We start from the raw sequence: 16,811 nt of genomic DNA, 5'->3' as shown, positions 1-16,811 counted from the left end.
GATGACGATGACGACAGCAACTCACCCCGGTGCCCAGACCCGGCCGGATTCCACCTGGGCCATGGCGGACGTGCCCGAGGCCGCCGCGCCCGCGGTGCCAGAGGCCGGCGCTCCGGCACGACTGAAGATCGAGCGCGAAACCCACAAGCTCGAGAAGCGCCTGTGCCGCGAGGTCGGCAAGGCCATCGTCGACTTCAACATGATCGAGGAAGGCGACAAGGTGATGGTCTGCATGTCCGGCGGCAAGGACAGCTATGCCCTGCTCGACATCCTGCTCAAGCTCAAGGCGCGGGCGCCCATCCACTTCGACCTGGTGGCCGTCAACCTCGACCAGAAGCAGCCCGGCTTTCCCGAGCACGTGCTGCCCGAGTACCTCCGGAGCACCGGCGTGCCGTTTCACATCGAGAACGAGGACACGTACAGCATCGTCAAGCGCCTGATCCCCGAGGGCAAGACCACCTGCAGCCTGTGCAGCCGCCTGCGCCGGGGCATCCTGTACCGCGTAGCCGACGAGCTGGGCTGCACCAAGATCGCGCTGGGCCACCACCGCGACGACATCCTGCAGACCCTGCTGCTCAACATGTTCTTTGGCGGCAAGATGAAGAGCATGCCCCCCAAGCTGGTGAGCGACGATGGCAGGCACGTGGTGATCCGCCCGCTGGCCTACGTGGCCGAGAAGGACACCGCCCGCTGGGCCGCGCACCGCGACTTCCCCATCATCCCCTGCAACCTGTGCGGCAGCCAGGAGAACCTGCAGCGCAAGCAGGTGGGCGAGATGCTGCGCGAGTGGGAGAAAAAATTCCCCGGCCGCGTGGAGAACATGTTCAACGCCCTGCAGAACGTGGTGCCCTCGCACCTGCTCGACGGCGGCCTGTACGACTTCAAGAATGCCAAGGCCACGGGCGTGGCGAACGAGGACGGCGACAAGGCCTTCGACAAGGAGGAGTTCTCGGCGCCGTCGCCCTCGCTGCCGGGTGTGCAGGTGGTCCAGCTGTCGTGAACCTCCCGGGTGCCGCAGCACTCTGACGGGAATCCCTTTTCCTTCCGCCCAGGAGGCTTCACCATGACGCGCCGATGGATTTCCACCCTGTTCCTGCATGCGGCCGCGGCCGTCCTGATGGGCTGCAGCAGCGCCCCCCGGATCGTCGAGGGCCAGGTGCAGAGCTTTTCCACCCTGGCGGCCCTGCCCACGCCCGCCACCTACCGCATCGAGCGCCTGCCATCGCAACAGACGCCGTCGTTCGACCCGATCGCCACCCTGGCTGACCAGGCGCTGGCGCGCGCGGGCCTGCAGCGCGACGAGACCGCCCCCCGGCTGCTCGTGCAGATCGGCGCCCACGCCGACGCCGTGCCGCGCCACGACCCCTTCCGTCCGTACGGCCCCTACGGCCCCTATCCCTGGGGTTTTGGCGGCTGGTACGGCCGGGGCTGGGGCATGCAGGGCGCCTGGCGGTTCAGCGAACCCACGCCCCTGCACCGCCGCGCGGTCAGCATCGTGCTGCGCGACGCGGCCACGCAGGCCGTGGTGTACGAGACCTCCGCCGTGCACGAGGACGTGTGGGTGAGCGACCCGGCCGTCTATGGCGTGCTGTTCGATGCCGCGCTCAGCGGATTCCCCAAGCCGCCCGGCGGGGTACGCCAGGTGCGGCTGCCGCTGGCGCCGCCCGCGCCCTGAAGAACGCTCACCAAACACTGTTTCTTTTCCGCCCGCCCGCCCACACACACCGCCACCTGCATGCACGCCACCCGCATCGTCGCCATCCGCCACGGCGAAACCGCCTGGAATGTGGACACCCGCATCCAGGGCCACCTGGACATCCCCCTCAACGACACCGGCCTGTGGCAGGCCGACCAGGTCGCCCGCGCCCTGGCGGGCGAGCCGATCGCCGCCATCTATACCAGCGACCTGCAGCGCGCCCACGCCACGGCCCAGGCCGTGGCCCGCGCCACCGGTGCGCCCCTCACGGCGGAGCCCGGCCTGCGCGAGCGCAGTTTCGGGCATTTCCAGGGGCGCACCTTCGCGCAGATCGAGGCCGAGCTGCCCGAAGATGCCCTGCGCTGGCGCAAGCGCGATCCGCACTACACGCCCGAGGGCGGCGAATCGCTGGTGGCGCTGCGCGAGCGCATCGAGCGCACCGTGACGGCCCTGGCCCAGCAGCATGTGGGCGAGCAGGTGGTGATGGTGGCGCACGGCGGTGTGCTGGACGTGCTGTACCGCCTGGCCACCCGCCAGGACATCCAGGCGCCGCGCACCTGGCAACTCTCCAACGCGGCCATCAACCGGCTGCTGTGGACCCCGGATGGCCTGACCCTCGTGGGTTGGGCCGACACCCAGCACCTGGACAACGCAGCGCGCGATGAAACCCATTCCTGACGCCCTCCAGGCCACCGTCGGCCTGCGGGTGGACCTGATCGACACCCCCTCCCTCGTCATCGACCTGGACGCCATGGACCGCAACATCCAGCGGATGGCCGACTTCGCGCGCAAGCACCAGGTGCGCTGGCGCCCCCATGCCAAGCTGCACAAGAGCGCCGAACTCGCGCTGCAGCTGCAGCGCGCGGGCGCCCAGGGGGCGTGCGTGCAGAAGGTCGCCGAGGCCGAGGCCCTGGCGGCGGGCGGCGTGGACGACATCACCATCACCAACCAGGTCATCGCCATGCCCAAGCTGCACCGCGTGGCACGGCTGGCGGCCCTGCTGGCGGCACGGGGGGGCCGCCTGGGCCTGGCGGTGGATCACCTGGAGGGCATCGAACGCCTGAACGAGGCGATGGCGCAATCCGGCAGCGACGCGGGCATCGACGTGCTGGTCGAGATCGACGTCGGCCAGGGCCGCTGCGGCGTGCCGCCGGGCGAGGCCGCCGTGCCGCTGGCACTGGCCGTGGCGCGCAGCCCCCGCCTGCGTTTTGCGGGGCTGCAGGCCTACCACGGACGTGCCCAGCACCTGGCCAGCACGGTGGGCCGCAGGGAGGCCATCGCCGCCGTGGTGCGCGCCGCGGAACACACGCGCCAGCTGATCGAGGCCGCCGGCGTGCCCGTGCCGCTGGTCACGGGCTCGGGCACCGGCACGCTGGTGCACGAGGCGGCCAGCGGGGTGTTCGGCGAGCTTCAGGCGGGATCCTTCCTGTTCATGGACGCCGACTACGCGCGCAACGAACGCGAACCCGCGCAGCCCCCGTTCGAGCACGCGCTTTTCATCAAGACCCAGGTGGTATCGGTGCGCGACACCCATGCGGTGTGCGACGCGGGCCACAAGAGCCACGCCATCGACTCCGGCCTGCCCACCGTGGCCCTGCTGCCCCCGGACCGCGCGCTGCGCTTTTCCAATGGAGGCGACGAACACGGCGTGCTCCACGCCGATGGCCCCAAGGCCCGCCTGCCCGCGCTGGGCCGCATGCTGTGGCTCATCCCGGGGCACTGCGACCCCACGGTGAACCTGCACGACTTCATGATCGGGGTGCGCGGCGGCCTGGCCGCGGGCGTGGTCGAGCGCATCATCAGGGTTGATGCCAGAGGCGCGTTGACCTGATTGGGGCAAGAATGCTGCGGCATGAGCGCCGCACCGGGCCGCGCCAGCCAGCTCGCACCGCAATGCGCAGCACCGAGGGAATCCAGTGAGCCCCAGCCAGATCATCGTTCTCGCCACCCCCGTCTTCTTCCTGCTGATCGCCATCGAGCTGGTGGTGGGCTACCGGCGCCGGCGCAATACCTACCGGCTGGCCGACGCGGTCAGCAGCATCAGCCTGGGGATGCTCAGCCAGACGAGCGCCGTGTTCACGCGGCTGCTGCGCATTGGCATCTACACCGCCCTGTTCGAGCACGTGGCCCTGTGGCGCAACGACGCGTTCTGGACCAGCCTGCCCGGCTGGCTGCTGGCGCTGGTGTTCTACGACCTGTGCTACTACTGGCTGCACCGCATGGGGCACGAGTCGGCGGTGCTGTGGGCGGCGCATGCCGTGCACCACCAGAGCCAGGACTACAACCTGTCCACCGCGCTGCGCCAGACCAGCTCTGGCGCAGCGCTGGGCTGGATCTTCTATGTGCCCATGGCGCTGGCGGGCGTGCCGCCGCTGGTGTTTGCGGTGGTGGCGCTCATCGACCTGCTCTACCAGTTCTGGGTGCACACCGAGCAGGTGGGGCGCCTGGGCTGGTTCGACCGCTGGTTCTGCAGCCCCAGCAACCACCGCGTGCACCATGCGGTGAACGACGCCTATCTCGACAAGAACTACGGCGGCATCCTCATCGTGTGGGACCGCCTGTTCGGCACCTTCAAAGACGAAGACGCGCAGGAGCCCTGTGTGTACGGCACGCGCGGCCTGCTCAAGAGCTGGGACCCGCTGTGGGCCAATGCCCAGGTGTACGCGGGCCTGGCGCATGACAGCTGGCATGCGCGCAGCTGGGCCGACAAGCTCCGGGTGTGGCTCAAGCCCCCGGGCTGGCGGCCCGCCGATGTGGCAGAGCGTTTTCCGAAGCCCGCATTCAGCATGGCGCAGATGCAGCTGTACCACCCGCCGATGGCACGCGCGGTGCAGTGGTTCGCGCTGGTGCAGTTCGCGCTGCTGCTCACGGGGGTGGCGGCCTTTCTGTGGCAGGCCGACAGCGCGCCGCTGGCCAGGAACGCCGTCTGGTTCGCCACGCTGTTGGTCGCGCAGTGGGCGCTGGGCGCGGTGATGCAGGGGCGCATCGGCATGCTGATGGCCCTGGTGCTGCAAAGCGGCGCGCTGGCCACGGCCACCAGCGCGCTGGGGTTCGTGCAGTGGCACTGGGTGTTCAAGCCGCTGACCATGGTGATTGCTATTGTCTTGGTAGCTGCCAGCGCTTACCAGTCAAGCGACAGGGGCAGATTTGCATCAAAAACCCTGGCACTGCTGGGTGCCGCGCTGGCGGGGTCGCTGGCGGGCGATGTGTTTCTGATGTTCGAGGGCTTTTTCATCCCCGGACTGGTGAGCTTCCTGGTGGCCCATCTGTTCTATGTGGCGCTGTTCAAGAACGGCCAGCGGTGGTTTCCGCACCGCGGCGCGCTGGCGGGCACGCTCGGTGTCGGCGTGGCGATGTATGCCTTTCTGTGGATGGGCGGGTTGCCCGCCGCGCTGCGGGGGCCGGTGGCAGCCTATGTGCTGGTGATTGCACTGATGGCCGCGCAGGCCATCGGGCGGGCCAGCGTGCTGCGCGATGGAGCGTCGGTGCTGGTGGCGGTGGGGGCGGTGTTCTTCATGCTCAGCGATTCCCTGCTGGCCACCCACCGCTTCGTGCAGCCCCTGCCGTGGTCGCAGGTGTGGGTGCTGGGCACCTACTACGTGGCGCAGGCGTGCATCGTGGCGGGGGTGCTGAAGGCGTTGCTGGTGCCTGCGCTCGAGGCCACGGCGCCTGACAGCCCGCCGGTCGTTGTTGCTTCTGTTCCTGTCGTGGCTAATGCGACCACGTGCGGGCCAGCGCTGCGGCCGGAATGTACGCCGCACCCGCAATGAACAGCACACCGGCGAGGGTGAACGAGCCGGCGCTCAGCAACCACAGCAGGGTGTCGGCGTTGTACCAGCCAGGCCGCGCCTGCAGCAGGGCGGCCATGGCCGCTTCCTGCACGGCAATCAAGCCCCGCCCGGCGGTGTAGTGGTACACGGCGCCTCCCAGGGCCCAGAACCCGGTCAGCACCAGCGCCAGGCCATAGAAGGCGTACCCGGTGCGCCACCGCTTGGTGGAGCCTGCCGTGCACCATACACCCAGGCAACCGGCCAGCACCGCACCGGCCACCAGCCAGGCCTGCAGGCGGTCGCTGGCCACCGGCAGCAGCCAATGCCAGGCCCAGGGCAAGGGCGCCAACAGCCATTCCGATTGCGCGGCCAGCCCCGGCCAGCGCTGCGCAGGCAGGTCCATGGAGAAGCGCGGCCTGTCCACCATCCACAGCACAAAGGTCACCGGCACCAGCACGGCGAACAGGATGTAGGCGCTGGCACGCCACACCAGCAGGCGGTGCGACCACGCGGCGGTCGTCCTGCCCCGCCTGTGGCCGTCGATCAGGTGCAGTGCCAGGCCTGCCACCAGTGCGGCCTCGGCCACCGCCGCGCACACGGCGACGCGGCCGCGCAGGTCGGCAAAGCCTTCCAGCACAAAGATGGACAGCTGGCCATAGATGAGCGCGCCCAGCGCATGCAATGCGACCGTGCCCGCCAGCAAGGCCACGGCGCAGGACCGCAGGAACTGTTGCTCGGGCACGGTCACGGGTCCGTCCGACCCCGCCCAGCCCCGCGCAGCGCGCGTCCGGACCTCGGCGCGCAGCTGGCGGCGTCGGTCGCTCTTCTTGGGATGCTTGCGCGGTGTTGACATGGCGGTGCTGCGCGGCCTGGGCGGCGGCGGACGTGAAGGTCGGTAGGAGGCTTCTCAGGCGCCAAACAACCCCGGCGCCCCGGCGCTGGGCGGCGCCACCCCCAGGTGCCGGAATGCCGCCAGCGTGGCGATGCGCCCGCGCGGCGTACGCTGCAAAAAACCTTGCTGGATGAGATAGGGCTCGATCACGTCCTCGATGGTGCCGGCCTCTTCGCCGATGCTGGCGGCGATGTTGTCCAGGCCCACGGGACCGCCGTCAAAGCGGTGGATCACGGCTTCGAGCAGCTTGCGGTCCATCACGTCAAAGCCCTGCGGGTCCACGTCCAGCATGGCCAGCGCCTTGTCGGCAATGCCTTTGGTGATGCGGCCGTCACCCTTGACCTCGGCATAGTCGCGCACGCGGCGCAGCAGCCGGTTGGCGATGCGCGGCGTGCCGCGCGAGCGGCGGGCGATCTCGAAACCACCTTCGTCGTCCATGGGCGCGTTGAGCAAGCCAGCGCTGCGCTTGACGATGCGCGCCAGCTCTTCGGACGTGTAGAACTCCAGCCGCGCCACGATGCCGAAGCGGTCGCGCAGCGGGTTGGTCAACATGCCCGCGCGCGTGGTGGCGCCCACCAGGGTGAAGGGCTGCAGGTCGAGCTTGATGCTGCGCGCCGCGGGCCCTTCGCCGATCATGATGTCGATCTGGTAGTCCTCCAGCGCGGGGTAGAGGATTTCCTCGACCACGGGCGAGAGGCGGTGGATCTCGTCGATGAAGAGAACGTCGTTCTTCTCCAGGTTGGTGAGCAGCGCCGCCAAGTCCTTGGGCTTTTCGAGCACCGGGCCGCTGGTCTGGCGCAGGTTCACGCCCAGTTCGGCCGCGATGATGTGGCTGAGGGTGGTCTTGCCCAGACCCGGCGGGCCAAACAGCAGGACATGGTCGAGCGCCTCGCCGCGCTTCTTCGCCGCGCCGATGAAGATCTCGAGCTGCTCGCGCGCCTTGGCCTGGCCCACATACTCCTGCAGGAGCTTGGGGCGCAGGGCGCGTTCAATGGCTTCTTCCTGAGGCGATGCGGGCGCGGCGGAGATCACGCGTTTGGAGGGCGCAGGGGCGAAATCGTCGGTCTGGATGGTCATCTTTTTGTGTGCGCTCTCGCCGTCTCCGGCATCAGGAACCGGGCATCAACCAGGTCTTGAGAGCCAGCTTGAAAGGCAGGTCGAAGCGCCCGTAGTGGTCAAGGCCCGTGGGCGCCGCGCAACTGGACGATCCGCCGTAGAGCTGGCCGACCAGGTACCGCCTGGAGCCGATGGTGAAGAACAGGCCGGAGCCGCTGCTGCCGCCCTCTGTCGTGCCCTCCGTCCATCCCACCGCGTAGAACTTTCCGTCCTGCTGCGTTTCGGGGAAGCACCGTTCGCCGCTGCAATAGCTGAACTGGGCCACCGAGCCAGCGCTCGTCTTTTGCAGGTCGCCACGGGGATGGTGGATGCCCACCACGGCGGCGGAGGTGTTCACGGATCCGACGTACGAACCCGCATACACAACGCCCTGCGGCGGCGCGCTGTTCAGGCGCATGAAGGACGTGTCAGTCTGCGAGTCGGCAAACAGCAGCTCTGCGCCGCCCCTGACCTTTTGCGTACCGGGATTTGCGGTAGCGTTGTTGCAGGCCGACGAGCGGTAGAACCAGTCGGTGGTGAGGGACGATGCGACCGTCTGGGTGGAAATGCAGTGGTGCGCCGACAGGAAGTGCGGCTTCTTGCTCGACGGGGCGTCGTTGAGCAAGGTGCCCGTGCACAGGAAACTGCCGCCCTCGACGACAAACACCATGCGCGCCACCGATCGGCTTTCGGCGCTGAGTTCGGGCTTGCAAGATACGTCGATGTTGCAGGTGCCGGATTCACCCACCTTGGCAAAGCTTGCGGCCGTGGCCTGGTCGGGCGACACGAAGAAGTGCGAGAGCATGGGCACCGCGATGTCCAGTTCCTGCTCCAGCCGCGCGGCCACGGGAACCTCCAGCTCCAGCGTGGTCTCGGCCCCGCCAAAATCCGGACTCCAATAGGTGCGTGCCGCATCGCCGGTGTCGCCGGCATCCAGGTTGCGCTGGATGCTGCGCAGCACTTCGGCGCCCGAAACCTGCACCGAATCACCGCCGGCCTGGGCGTAAAAACGCAGCACCGTACCAGCGGGCAGTTGGCGCACCACCAGCCCCAGCCGGACGCCGAGGGCGCCCTCTGCTGTGAAACTGATGGCGGCCCGCTGCAGGCCCGCACCTACCGGCTGCCAATTGAGCTGGCCCATCAGGTCGCGCGCCTTGGCGGTGGCTGCCACCGGGCGGGCCACACCAATCTGCTGGGGATCACCCTTGGTGAGCCCCGCGGGTTGCATAGCCTTCTTCACGAGGGCCTGGGTGTCGCCTTCCAGCGGGCCGAGGCGGATGGACGTCGCCTGCACGGCGGTGCCGCTACGCACTGCGACCTTGGCTCCGGCGCTGCTGGCGGATTTGGGAAGCCCCGTGTCGAGCGGCTCGATACGGTCGGTGCTCACCGGCGTTGGCGTGACGGGAACGGTGGGGGTGGTAGGCTGTTCCGGGCCGGCCGGGGTGGTCGGCACCGGGGGCGCTGCAGGTGAATCCCCCCCGCCGCCGCCGCCACAAGCCGCCATGGCCAGCGCGACCAGCAGTCCGGCAAATTTGAACGAAGCGCGATACGTCATCTCGGTTATCCCTCCGGTTGAACCCGTTACTTGGCCAGCGCCTTCAGCGCCAGCTTGATCCCGTCACTTACCCCTACGTCCGCCGGCAGCGCCTTGAGCGCCGCCGCGGCTTCCTTGTCGTTGTACCCTAACGCCAGCAATGCCTGGAGGATATCCGCCTGCGCGTCGCTGGTGGCGCCACCGTGCACGGCCCCCATGTCGGCCCCCAGCTTGCCCTTGAGCTCCAGCAGCAGCCGCTCGGCCGTCTTCTTGCCGATGCCCGGCACCTTGACCAGGCGGCCCGCTTCCTGCAGCGTGATGGCCTGCGCCAGGTCGGCCACACCCATGCCGGACAGGATGGACAGCGCGGTGCGCGGCCCCACGCCCGAAATCTTGATCAACTCGCGAAATGCCTGGCGCTCCGGCGCCGTGGCGAAGCCATACAGCAGCTGCGCGTCCTCGCGCACAATGAACTGGGTGAGCAGGCTCACCCGCTCGCCCACGGCGGGCAGGTTGTAGAACGTGCTCATGGGCACATTCACCTCATAGCCCACGCCGTGGCAGTCCAGCAGCACCTCGGGGGGATTCTTCTCCAGCAGGGTGCCGGTCAATTTGCCTATCATTGATGTCCTTTGACGCCGCTGGCATGACACCCTGCGCCGTCGTTCTTGCTGTTTTTCCGTTGCCTGACTGGAATTATCCGCGTGATCCTGCGCCACACCTTCACCCCCCACAACAACACCCGGCTCACGCACCTGTGCGGGCCGGCCGACGCGCACCTGCGCACCATCGAAGTGGCCCTGCAGGTGAGCATTGCGCACCGCCATGAGCAGTTCAAGGTCGATGGCCCCAAGGCCAGGGCGACGCAGGCCATGGAACTGCTGCAGGCCCTGTACGAAATGGCGGAACGCCCCATCACCGAGGACTACCTGCAGCTCATGCTGGCGGGTGATACCGCTCTGGTGGAGGCGCCCGAGGGCGCCATCGTGCTCAACACCCGCCGGGCCGACCTGCGCGGCCGCACGCCCACGCAGAACCTGTACCTTGAAAACATCGCCAGCCACGACATCACCTTCGGCATCGGCCCCGCGGGCACCGGCAAGACCTACCTGGCCGTGGCCTGCGCCGTGGATGCGCTGGAGCGCAGCGCCGTGCAGCGCATCGTGCTCACCCGCCCGGCGGTTGAGGCCGGCGAACGCCTGGGCTTCCTGCCCGGCGACCTGGCGCAGAAGGTGGACCCCTACCTGCGCCCGCTGTACGACGCGCTGTACGAACTGATGGGCTACGACAAGGTGCAGAAGGCCTTCGAGCGCAACGCACTCGAAATCGCGCCGCTGGCCTTCATGCGGGGCCGCACGCTGAACAATGCCTTCGTGATCCTGGACGAGGCACAGAACACCACGCCCGAGCAGATGAAGATGTTCCTCACCCGCATCGGCTTTGGAGCCAAGGCGGTAGTCACGGGAGATGTGAGCCAGATCGACCTGCCCAAGGGCGCGATGAGCGGCCTGATCGACGCCGAGCGCGTGCTCAAGCGGGTGAAGGGCATTTCCGTCACCCGCTTCACCTCCGCCGACGTGGTGCGCCACCCGCTGGTTGCGCGCATCGTGGATGCATACGACGCGCCACGCCGTGCGGCGCCCGCTGCGCGCCGCTGAGCATTGCTCCTGTTTCTATAGCTATCCGCGCTTTCCAATCAAGCGCCTGAGGCCCCAATGCCCTTGAATCACCTCTCCCTGTCGCTGCAATTCGGCGCATTTGACGGCGCGGCGGCGCACCGCGCCGTGCTGCCGCGCCACAAGGTCACGCGCTGGATCCGCCACGCGCTGGCCATCAACGCCGAGATCACCGTGCGCATCGTGGGTGAGGACGAGGGCCGCCAGCTCAACCACGCGTACCGCAAGAAGGACTACGCCACCAACGTGCTCACCTTCGACTACACGCAGGAACCCGTGGTGACTGCCGACCTGGTGCTGTGCGCCCCCGTGATCGAGCGCGAGGCCAAAGAGCAGAACAAAAGCCTGGAAGAGCACTACGCCCACATGCTGGTGCACGGCACGCTGCATGCGCAGGGGTGGGACCACGAGACGAGCGAGGCGGATGCCCTGGAGATGGAGTCGTACGAAACCGACATCCTGCAGGAGCTGGGCTTTGCCGACCCGTACGCGACCTCCTGAACGCCATCCCTACTGCCGAGGGCAGCGGCGCAATTTTTACCATTTGGTACAAAGTGCTCGAATCTGCCGGGGCCCGGCGTTGTCTTGATAAGCGACGATTGACTCCTCCAGTGCGCGTCTCGCAGACCTGCCGGAACTACCGCCGCGCGCCCGGCCTGTCTTCCCCTTTCTTTCAGGAGTCTTCTCTGTGGCCAATTTCCAGCGACACCCTGCCCCCATGGCAAATTCGGGCCTCCCATCCCTGCATCGCGCATTGCTGCTGGCGGCGCCACTCGTTCTGGCGGCGTGCGGGGGTGGCAGTGGCGAATCGGAGTCCGCCGGACTCTCGGCCCCTTCCGGCTTCAGCGTGGCGAGCTACGGCCCCAAGACCTACAACTTCGGTTGGGCCGTCACCCCGGGCGCGATGCGCTACGAACTGTTCGAGGACCCTGATGGCGCGGGAGGCCCCCAATCCGAATCGCTGTTCGGCAGCGCCAACGCCAACAACGCCACCAGCTTCCCTCTACAGATTGGGGGGCTGCTGCACGAGCGGGTGAACGCGAGTTACCGGCTGCGCGCCTGCGACGCGAGCGGCTGCGGCCCGTTCACTGCCGCGGTAACACCCGACCTCACCCAGGCCATAGGACGCTTCGACCTTGCTGGCGGCGATCCGACCAAGCGATTTGGTGCCTACACGAACGCAATTGCCCTGTCGGCCGACGGTGCAACGCTGGCCGTCGGTTCGCCCCGCGAGGGCAGTTCAGGTGACCTGGCAGGGGCGGGCGCGGTGTACATCTTCAGCCGCAGCATGCCAGGTATTGGCATGCCAACCCCTGCCTGGGGCCTGCGGGCGCGACTGGAAGGCAGCAGTCCCGCCGCAAAGATGGCCTTTGGCGCCAGCCTGGCGCTGTCGGCCAACGGTCGCACGCTGGCCGTGGGTGCGCCGGAAGAAAGAAGCAATGCACGCGGCATCAACGGCGATGCGGCCAACCGCGACGCGTATGGCGCGGGGGCTGCGTATATCTTCATGGACAACGGCAGCACCTGGAGCCAGCAGGCCTACATCAAGTCCCGCAACACGCCTGCGAAAGTCGAAACCTGTAGCCGCCTGGACATCATGGGCACGGCTATATTTCCCTGCACCCCCCAACACTTTGGCTTCAGCGTGGCTCTGTCAGCCGACGGGAACCTGCTGGCGGTAGGAGCGCCCGAAGAAGGCGCTAACTTCACCCCGGGGTCTGCCGCCGTGTTGGGTGGGCTCTCCTTCACCGGCGAAACCATTTTTGGGGGCGGCGTGGGAGCCGTTCACACCTTTGCCCGCAACAACGGCGGCTGGGCCGAGCAGGCGCACCTGCCAGGCAGCAGCGCCGACCCGACCATGGCCCGCTTCGGGGCGGTTGTAGCCCTGTCCAGCGACGGAACCGTGCTTGCGGCGAACACCGACAAGGACGTCTCGGTCCTGACCCATCTCGGCGGTGCCTGGAGTGCACCCACGCAGGTGTGGCGCGTTCCAGCCGCCGGTGTGCTACCGGCTTCGCACAATCCCTTTGCAATGTCCAGGGACGGAAGCACACTGGCCGTCTTGGACCGCTCTGGAGGTACTGACGTTCAGCTGCGAACATTCACACGCACGGCGGGGGACGCCTGGACGCAGCAGCCCGCACTGCCGGTCAAGGCTGCCGGCGGGTTCTTTACAAACAGTGTCATGTTGTCGCTTTCTGCGGACGGCCGCACGCTCGCCGTGGGCGACCTCAACGATGCCAGCAACGCCTCTGGCATCAATGGCAACCCCAACAACCAGGCCTTATATTCAGCCGGAGCCGTCAATGTCTACCGCCGCGACGGCACGACTTGGGGCCACCGCGCCTATCTCAAGCCCCCCCAACCGCAAGCACTCGCGAGCTTCGGCGCTGGCGTAGCGCTTTCCGGTGATGCCAGCACCCTGGCCGTGGGCACCAGCAGCGCTACGGATGGCGTAACACCCGCCGTGCCCAACGCAGCCTATCTGTACTGAGGCGCTGAAAGCGCCGGTCGTTGTGCGGCCTTGGCCGCAATGGCAACCGGCACCCATCGACGTGGTCGCAAGCAAAAGTGTTGCATCCGCGCCGTCGCCAATGGCGGCAGCGCCACCCCCTACCATCGGTGCATGCTCGACACCCCTTTGCTGCTCACCGCCGCCTTCGTCGCCGGCGCCCTCAACGCCGTCGCCGGAGGCGGCAGCTTCCTGACCCTTCCCGCCCTGGTCTTCACCGGCGTGCCGCCCGTGGTGGCCAATGCCACAGGCACGGTCGCGCTGCTGCCCGGCTACATGGCTGGGGCGTGGGGGTTTCGGGAGGACACCGCCCCACCGCCGGGGCTCTCCATGCGGCTGCTAGTGGTGTTGTCGCTCATCGGCGGCGCGGCGGGTGCGGCGCTGCTGCTGGTCACGCCCGACGCCACCTTCCGCCGCGTGGTGCCCTGGCTGCTGCTGGCGGCCACGGCGCTGTTTGCATTCGGGCCTCAGCTGCGCCGGATGCTGGCGGGCGGCAAACCCTCCACCGCCAAGGCCACGATGGGCGTGCTGGCGGTGGCCGCCTATGGCGGCTACTTCAACGGCGGGCTGGGCATCCTTCTGCTGGCGCTGTTCGGCCTGCTGGGGCAGACGAACCTGAACGCCATGAACGGCCTCAAGAACTGGGTGTCGGCTCTGCTCACAGCCATTGCCGTGCTCATCTATGCGGCGGGTGGCGTGGTGCTGTGGCCGCAGGCGCTGATGATGATGGTGGCCGCCACCGCTGGCGGGTACGGCGGTGCACGCGTAGCGCGCAAGCTGCCTGCCAACGTGCTGCGCTGGGGCATTGTGGCTACCGGGCTGGTCATGGCCGCTCTGTTCTTCTGGCGGCAGTGAGCGGCAATCCCCTGCCGTCCTCGTCGGCGCCTCCATCCTTGCCCGCGGGCAGCGGCCGGCCATCACCGCGTGCGCTGTGGGCCATGCTGCTTGCGCTGCTCAGCGGGTTTGCACTGAGCCAGGCCTTTCGCACCACCACGGCCATGGTGGCCCAGGGACTGACGGCGGACTTCGGGCTCTCGCCAGGGTCGCTGGGCGCGTTTGCGGGGCTGTTTGGCCTTTCCTTCGGCGTGGCCCAGTTGCTGATGGGCGTGGGGCTGGACCTGTACGGCCTGCGGCGCACGGTACTCACGGCGTTTCCGCTGGCGGTTGCGGGGTCGGCGCTCTCGGCCACCGCGCCGGCCTACCCCTGGCTGATGGCAGGGCAATTGCTGATCGGCGTGGGCTGCTCGCCCGCGTTTCTGGCCTGCACGCTGTTCATTGCGCGGCATTTTCCGGCAGAGCGGTTTGCCTACCTGTCGGGCGTGGCGATGGGTGTGGGTGGCCTGGGCCTGCTGTTCACCGGCACGCCGCTGGCCTGGCTGGTGCAACACGGCGGCGGCTGGCGCACGGGTTATGCCGTGTTGGCGGTGCTCAGCGCGCTGTCGTGGCTGCTGATCTGGCTGCGCGTGCACGAGCCCACCCCGCTGGTGCCGCCCCCGGCGCAGCGCGAAACCTGGGGCCAGGCGCTGCTGGGCTTTGGCCAGTTGCTCACGGTGCCGCACACCTGGGGCATCCTGCTGCTGGGCATGTCGGGCTACGCCGCGTTTCTGTCATTGCGCGGCCTGTGGCTGGCACCGCTGCTGATGGACCGCTACCACCTCTCGCTGGTAGACAGTGGCAACGTTGCGCTGGGGCTCTCGCTGATTGCCCTCTTCGCACCGGGTCTGGGCGGTCGGCTGGACCCGGGCATCGCCCGCCGCAGGCGCTGGATCGGCAATGCCTCGCTGCTCATGGCGAGCCTGTTCATCGTGCTGGCGTTCCTGCACGGGAACGCTTGGGCCAGCGTGGTGCTGATTTTGCTGATGGGCCTGCTGTCGGGCTACGGCGTGCTGCAGTACGCCGATGTGCGGGCCTCCTATCCGCCCACGCTCACAGGCCGGGCACTGTCGGCCTAGACCATGGCGATGTTCCTGGGGGTGGCGCTGATGCAGTGGTTCACAGGCATCGTCGCCACCTGGGCGCAGCGCCAGGGGTGGGATGCCTACACGGCCGTCATGCTGGCCATTGCCACCTGGCTGGCGCTGGCGTCGGCAGGGTTCCGGGTGCTGCCGGTGTCGCCCTTGGTTTCCCTCGAAAACAAGAAGGAAACAAGGCCATAGCGCTTATCCATCAAGCGCTGAATGCTATCTTTTTTGACTGCCAATCCGCTCTAGGAGGTATCCGCAGCGGGATGGTCACCGGGCCGTCATTGATGAGATGCACCTGCATATCGGCGGCAAACTGGCCCGTGGCCACCTCGGGGTGCACCTTGCGCGCCTGGGCAACCACATAGTCGTACAGCCGCCGCCCCTCATCGGGTGCAGCCGCCTGGGTGAAGCTGGGGCGGTTGCCGCCGGTGGTGTCTGCCGCCAGGGTGAACTGGCTGACCAGCAGCAGGCCGCCACCGGTGTCCTGCACGCTCTGGTTCATCTTGCCTGCGGCGTCCGAAAAAATGCGCAGCTTGAGGATCTTGGCCAGCAGCTTGTCGGCCTCCATCTCCGTGTCACCGCGTTCGGCACACACCAGCACCAGCAGGCCTGCGCCGATGGCGCCCACGGTCTGCCCGTCCACATCTACGCGCGCTTCGCGCACACGTTGCAATACGCTGATCACTTCACGGCATCCTTCAAATCGTCACGGGGGTCGTCGAAATGCGCTTCCACGTCGGAGGGCAGCAGCTCGATGGTGGCGCGCAGGCCGGGCACGGCGGCCATCAGCGCGCGCTCGACCTGGCCGCGCAGCTCGGCGGCGTGGCGCAGGGTCCAGTCGGCGGGCATGTGCAGGTGCATGTCCACAAACCGGCGCTGGCCCGCGCGGCGGGTGGAGACATGGTCGAACCGCACGGCGCCGGGCGCCTGCGATTGCACGAACTGCTGCAAGGTGGCGTCGATGGTGGCTTGCACCTCGGGTTCCACCGCCGAATCCATGAGGCCCTGGGACGAGCGCCAGACCAGCTCCAGCCCCTCTTTCAGGATGTTCAGCGCCACCACGATCGCCGCCAGCGCATCCAGCCACAGCCAGCCGGTCAGGGCCGCGCCGGCGATGCCCACCAGCACGCCGGCGGAGGTCCACACATCGGTGACAAGGTGGCGGGCATCGGCCTCCAGCGCGATGGAGCGGTGCTCGCGCGCCGAACGGAACATGAGCCAGGCCAGCAGGCCATTGAGCGCCGAGCTGAGCACCGAAAGGCCCAGGCCCCAGCCGACCTGCTCCAGGGGCTGGGGCGCCACCAGGCGGTGGCCCGCCGCCCACAGGATGCCCACGGACACGCCCACGATCAGGATGCCCTCGAAACCCGACGAGAAGTATTCGGCCTTGTGGTGGCCATAGGGATGGTCGTCGTCGGCCGGGCGCTGCGCCACGGTCACCATCGCCAGCGCGAACATCGCGCTGGCCAGGTTGACGAACGACTCCATCGCATCCGACAGCAGCCCGACCGACCCCGTCACCAGCCAGGCCAGGGTCTTGAGCAGGATGGTGACCACGGCCACCGCCACGGAAGCCCACAGCAGGTTGCGGGGCGAGAACCAGCGATGGACCACGGGGGCAGTTGCAGGCATGAGAGAGGCATCCAGACGCGACAGGGGAAACGGAAACCGG

General features: G+C 68.1%; 15 protein-coding genes and 1 pseudogene. 10 read left to right on the top strand and 6 right to left on the bottom strand.

The window, feature by feature from the left end; all coding sequences use genetic code 11:
• Positions 1-61: 61 nt before the first annotated feature.
• The 5 genes from ttcA (at position 62) to AC07PV_RS11405 (ending at position 5,466) form a co-directional block, all read left to right on the top strand.
• Positions 62-1,000: a tRNA 2-thiocytidine(32) synthetase TtcA gene (gene ttcA / locus AC07PV_RS11425; protein WP_218340614.1), complete on the top strand. Its 939-nt coding sequence runs from the start codon at positions 62-64 to the stop codon at positions 998-1,000.
• Between the two features lie 63 nt (positions 1,001-1,063).
• A complete protein-coding gene (locus AC07PV_RS11420) occupies positions 1,064-1,675 on the top strand; it encodes a DUF4136 domain-containing protein (RefSeq protein ID WP_494602155.1) in 612 nt (203 codons plus the stop codon).
• Positions 1,676-1,735: 60 nt separating this feature from the next.
• Positions 1,736-2,374 carry a histidine phosphatase family protein gene (locus tag AC07PV_RS11415; RefSeq protein ID WP_218340554.1) on the top strand — a complete coding sequence of 213 codons (639 nt, stop codon included), beginning with the start codon at positions 1,736-1,738 and terminating at the stop codon, positions 2,372-2,374.
• The gene (locus AC07PV_RS11410) at positions 2,358-3,527 is read left to right on the top strand and encodes a DSD1 family PLP-dependent enzyme (RefSeq protein ID WP_494630289.1); all 1,170 of its coding nucleotides are present in this window, start codon (positions 2,358-2,360) and stop codon (positions 3,525-3,527) included. The genes AC07PV_RS11415 and AC07PV_RS11410 overlap by 17 nt, the downstream gene beginning before the upstream one ends.
• An 85-nt stretch (positions 3,528-3,612) precedes the next feature.
• The gene (locus AC07PV_RS11405; protein ID WP_494630288.1) at positions 3,613-5,466 is read left to right on the top strand and encodes a lysoplasmalogenase family protein; all 1,854 of its coding nucleotides are present in this window, start codon (positions 3,613-3,615) and stop codon (positions 5,464-5,466) included.
• Here the strand turns inward: AC07PV_RS11405 and AC07PV_RS11400 are convergent.
• From AC07PV_RS11400 to ruvA, 4 genes are read right to left on the bottom strand one after another with little or no spacing between them, the layout of a single operon-like run.
• Positions 5,408-6,319 carry a hypothetical protein gene (locus tag AC07PV_RS11400; RefSeq protein WP_494602159.1) on the bottom strand — a complete coding sequence of 304 codons (912 nt, stop codon included), beginning with the start codon at positions 6,317-6,319 and terminating at the stop codon, positions 5,408-5,410. The two genes, AC07PV_RS11405 and AC07PV_RS11400, sit on opposite strands and share 59 nt — an antisense overlap.
• Before the next feature lie 54 nt (positions 6,320-6,373).
• The gene (ruvB, locus tag AC07PV_RS11395; RefSeq protein ID WP_218293110.1) at positions 6,374-7,435 is read right to left on the bottom strand and encodes a Holliday junction branch migration DNA helicase RuvB; all 1,062 of its coding nucleotides are present in this window, start codon (positions 7,433-7,435) and stop codon (positions 6,374-6,376) included.
• A 31-nt stretch (positions 7,436-7,466) separates the two neighbouring features.
• On the bottom strand, positions 7,467-9,008 hold the full coding sequence (locus tag AC07PV_RS11390; RefSeq protein ID WP_218293109.1) for a trypsin-like peptidase domain-containing protein: 1,542 nt from the start codon (positions 9,006-9,008) through the stop codon (positions 7,467-7,469).
• Positions 9,009-9,034: 26 nt separating this feature from the next.
• Entirely contained in the window at positions 9,035-9,610 is a 576-nt protein-coding gene (ruvA, locus tag AC07PV_RS11385; RefSeq protein ID WP_218340557.1) for a Holliday junction branch migration protein RuvA, read from the bottom strand.
• A gap of 81 nt (positions 9,611-9,691) precedes the next feature.
• Here ruvA and AC07PV_RS11380 point away from each other — a divergent pair, with 81 nt between their 5' ends.
• The 5 genes and pseudogenes from AC07PV_RS11380 to AC07PV_RS11360 all read left to right on the top strand — a co-directional run bounded on the left by AC07PV_RS11380 (position 9,692) and on the right by AC07PV_RS11360 (position 15,331).
• On the top strand, positions 9,692-10,645 hold the full coding sequence (locus AC07PV_RS11380) for a PhoH family protein (protein ID WP_218293107.1): 954 nt from the start codon (positions 9,692-9,694) through the stop codon (positions 10,643-10,645).
• A gap of 57 nt (positions 10,646-10,702) precedes the next feature.
• Positions 10,703-11,164, top strand: a complete 462-nt coding sequence (gene ybeY / locus AC07PV_RS11375; RefSeq protein ID WP_494630287.1) for an rRNA maturation RNase YbeY — start codon at positions 10,703-10,705, stop codon at positions 11,162-11,164.
• A 187-nt stretch (positions 11,165-11,351) separates the two neighbouring features.
• Positions 11,352-13,157 carry a WD40 repeat domain-containing protein gene (locus AC07PV_RS11370; protein WP_494630286.1) on the top strand — a complete coding sequence of 602 codons (1,806 nt, stop codon included), beginning with the start codon at positions 11,352-11,354 and terminating at the stop codon, positions 13,155-13,157.
• Positions 13,158-13,289: 132 nt separating this feature from the next.
• A complete protein-coding gene (locus AC07PV_RS11365) occupies positions 13,290-14,030 on the top strand; it encodes a sulfite exporter TauE/SafE family protein (RefSeq protein ID WP_494630284.1) in 741 nt (246 codons plus the stop codon).
• An 83-nt stretch (positions 14,031-14,113) separates the two neighbouring features.
• Positions 14,114-15,331 (top strand): annotated as a pseudogene (locus AC07PV_RS11360) (MFS transporter).
• 10 nt (positions 15,332-15,341) lie between these two features.
• Here the strand turns inward: AC07PV_RS11360 and dtd are convergent.
• Positions 15,342-15,824, bottom strand: a complete 483-nt coding sequence (gene dtd, locus AC07PV_RS11355) for a D-aminoacyl-tRNA deacylase (protein ID WP_494630282.1) — start codon at positions 15,822-15,824, stop codon at positions 15,342-15,344.
• Positions 15,821-16,771 (bottom strand): cation diffusion facilitator family transporter, encoded by a 951-nt coding sequence (locus AC07PV_RS11350; protein ID WP_218340562.1) that lies wholly within the window; start codon positions 16,769-16,771, stop codon positions 15,821-15,823. Before AC07PV_RS11350 ends, dtd begins: the two co-directional genes overlap by 4 nt.
• Between the last annotated feature and the right edge of the window lie 40 nt (positions 16,772-16,811).

Source organism: Acidovorax sp. GW821-FHT09A11, assembly GCF_059418365.1.
Note: the sequence above shows the minus strand (reverse complement) of the source record. Positions and strands in the feature narration are given on the sequence as shown.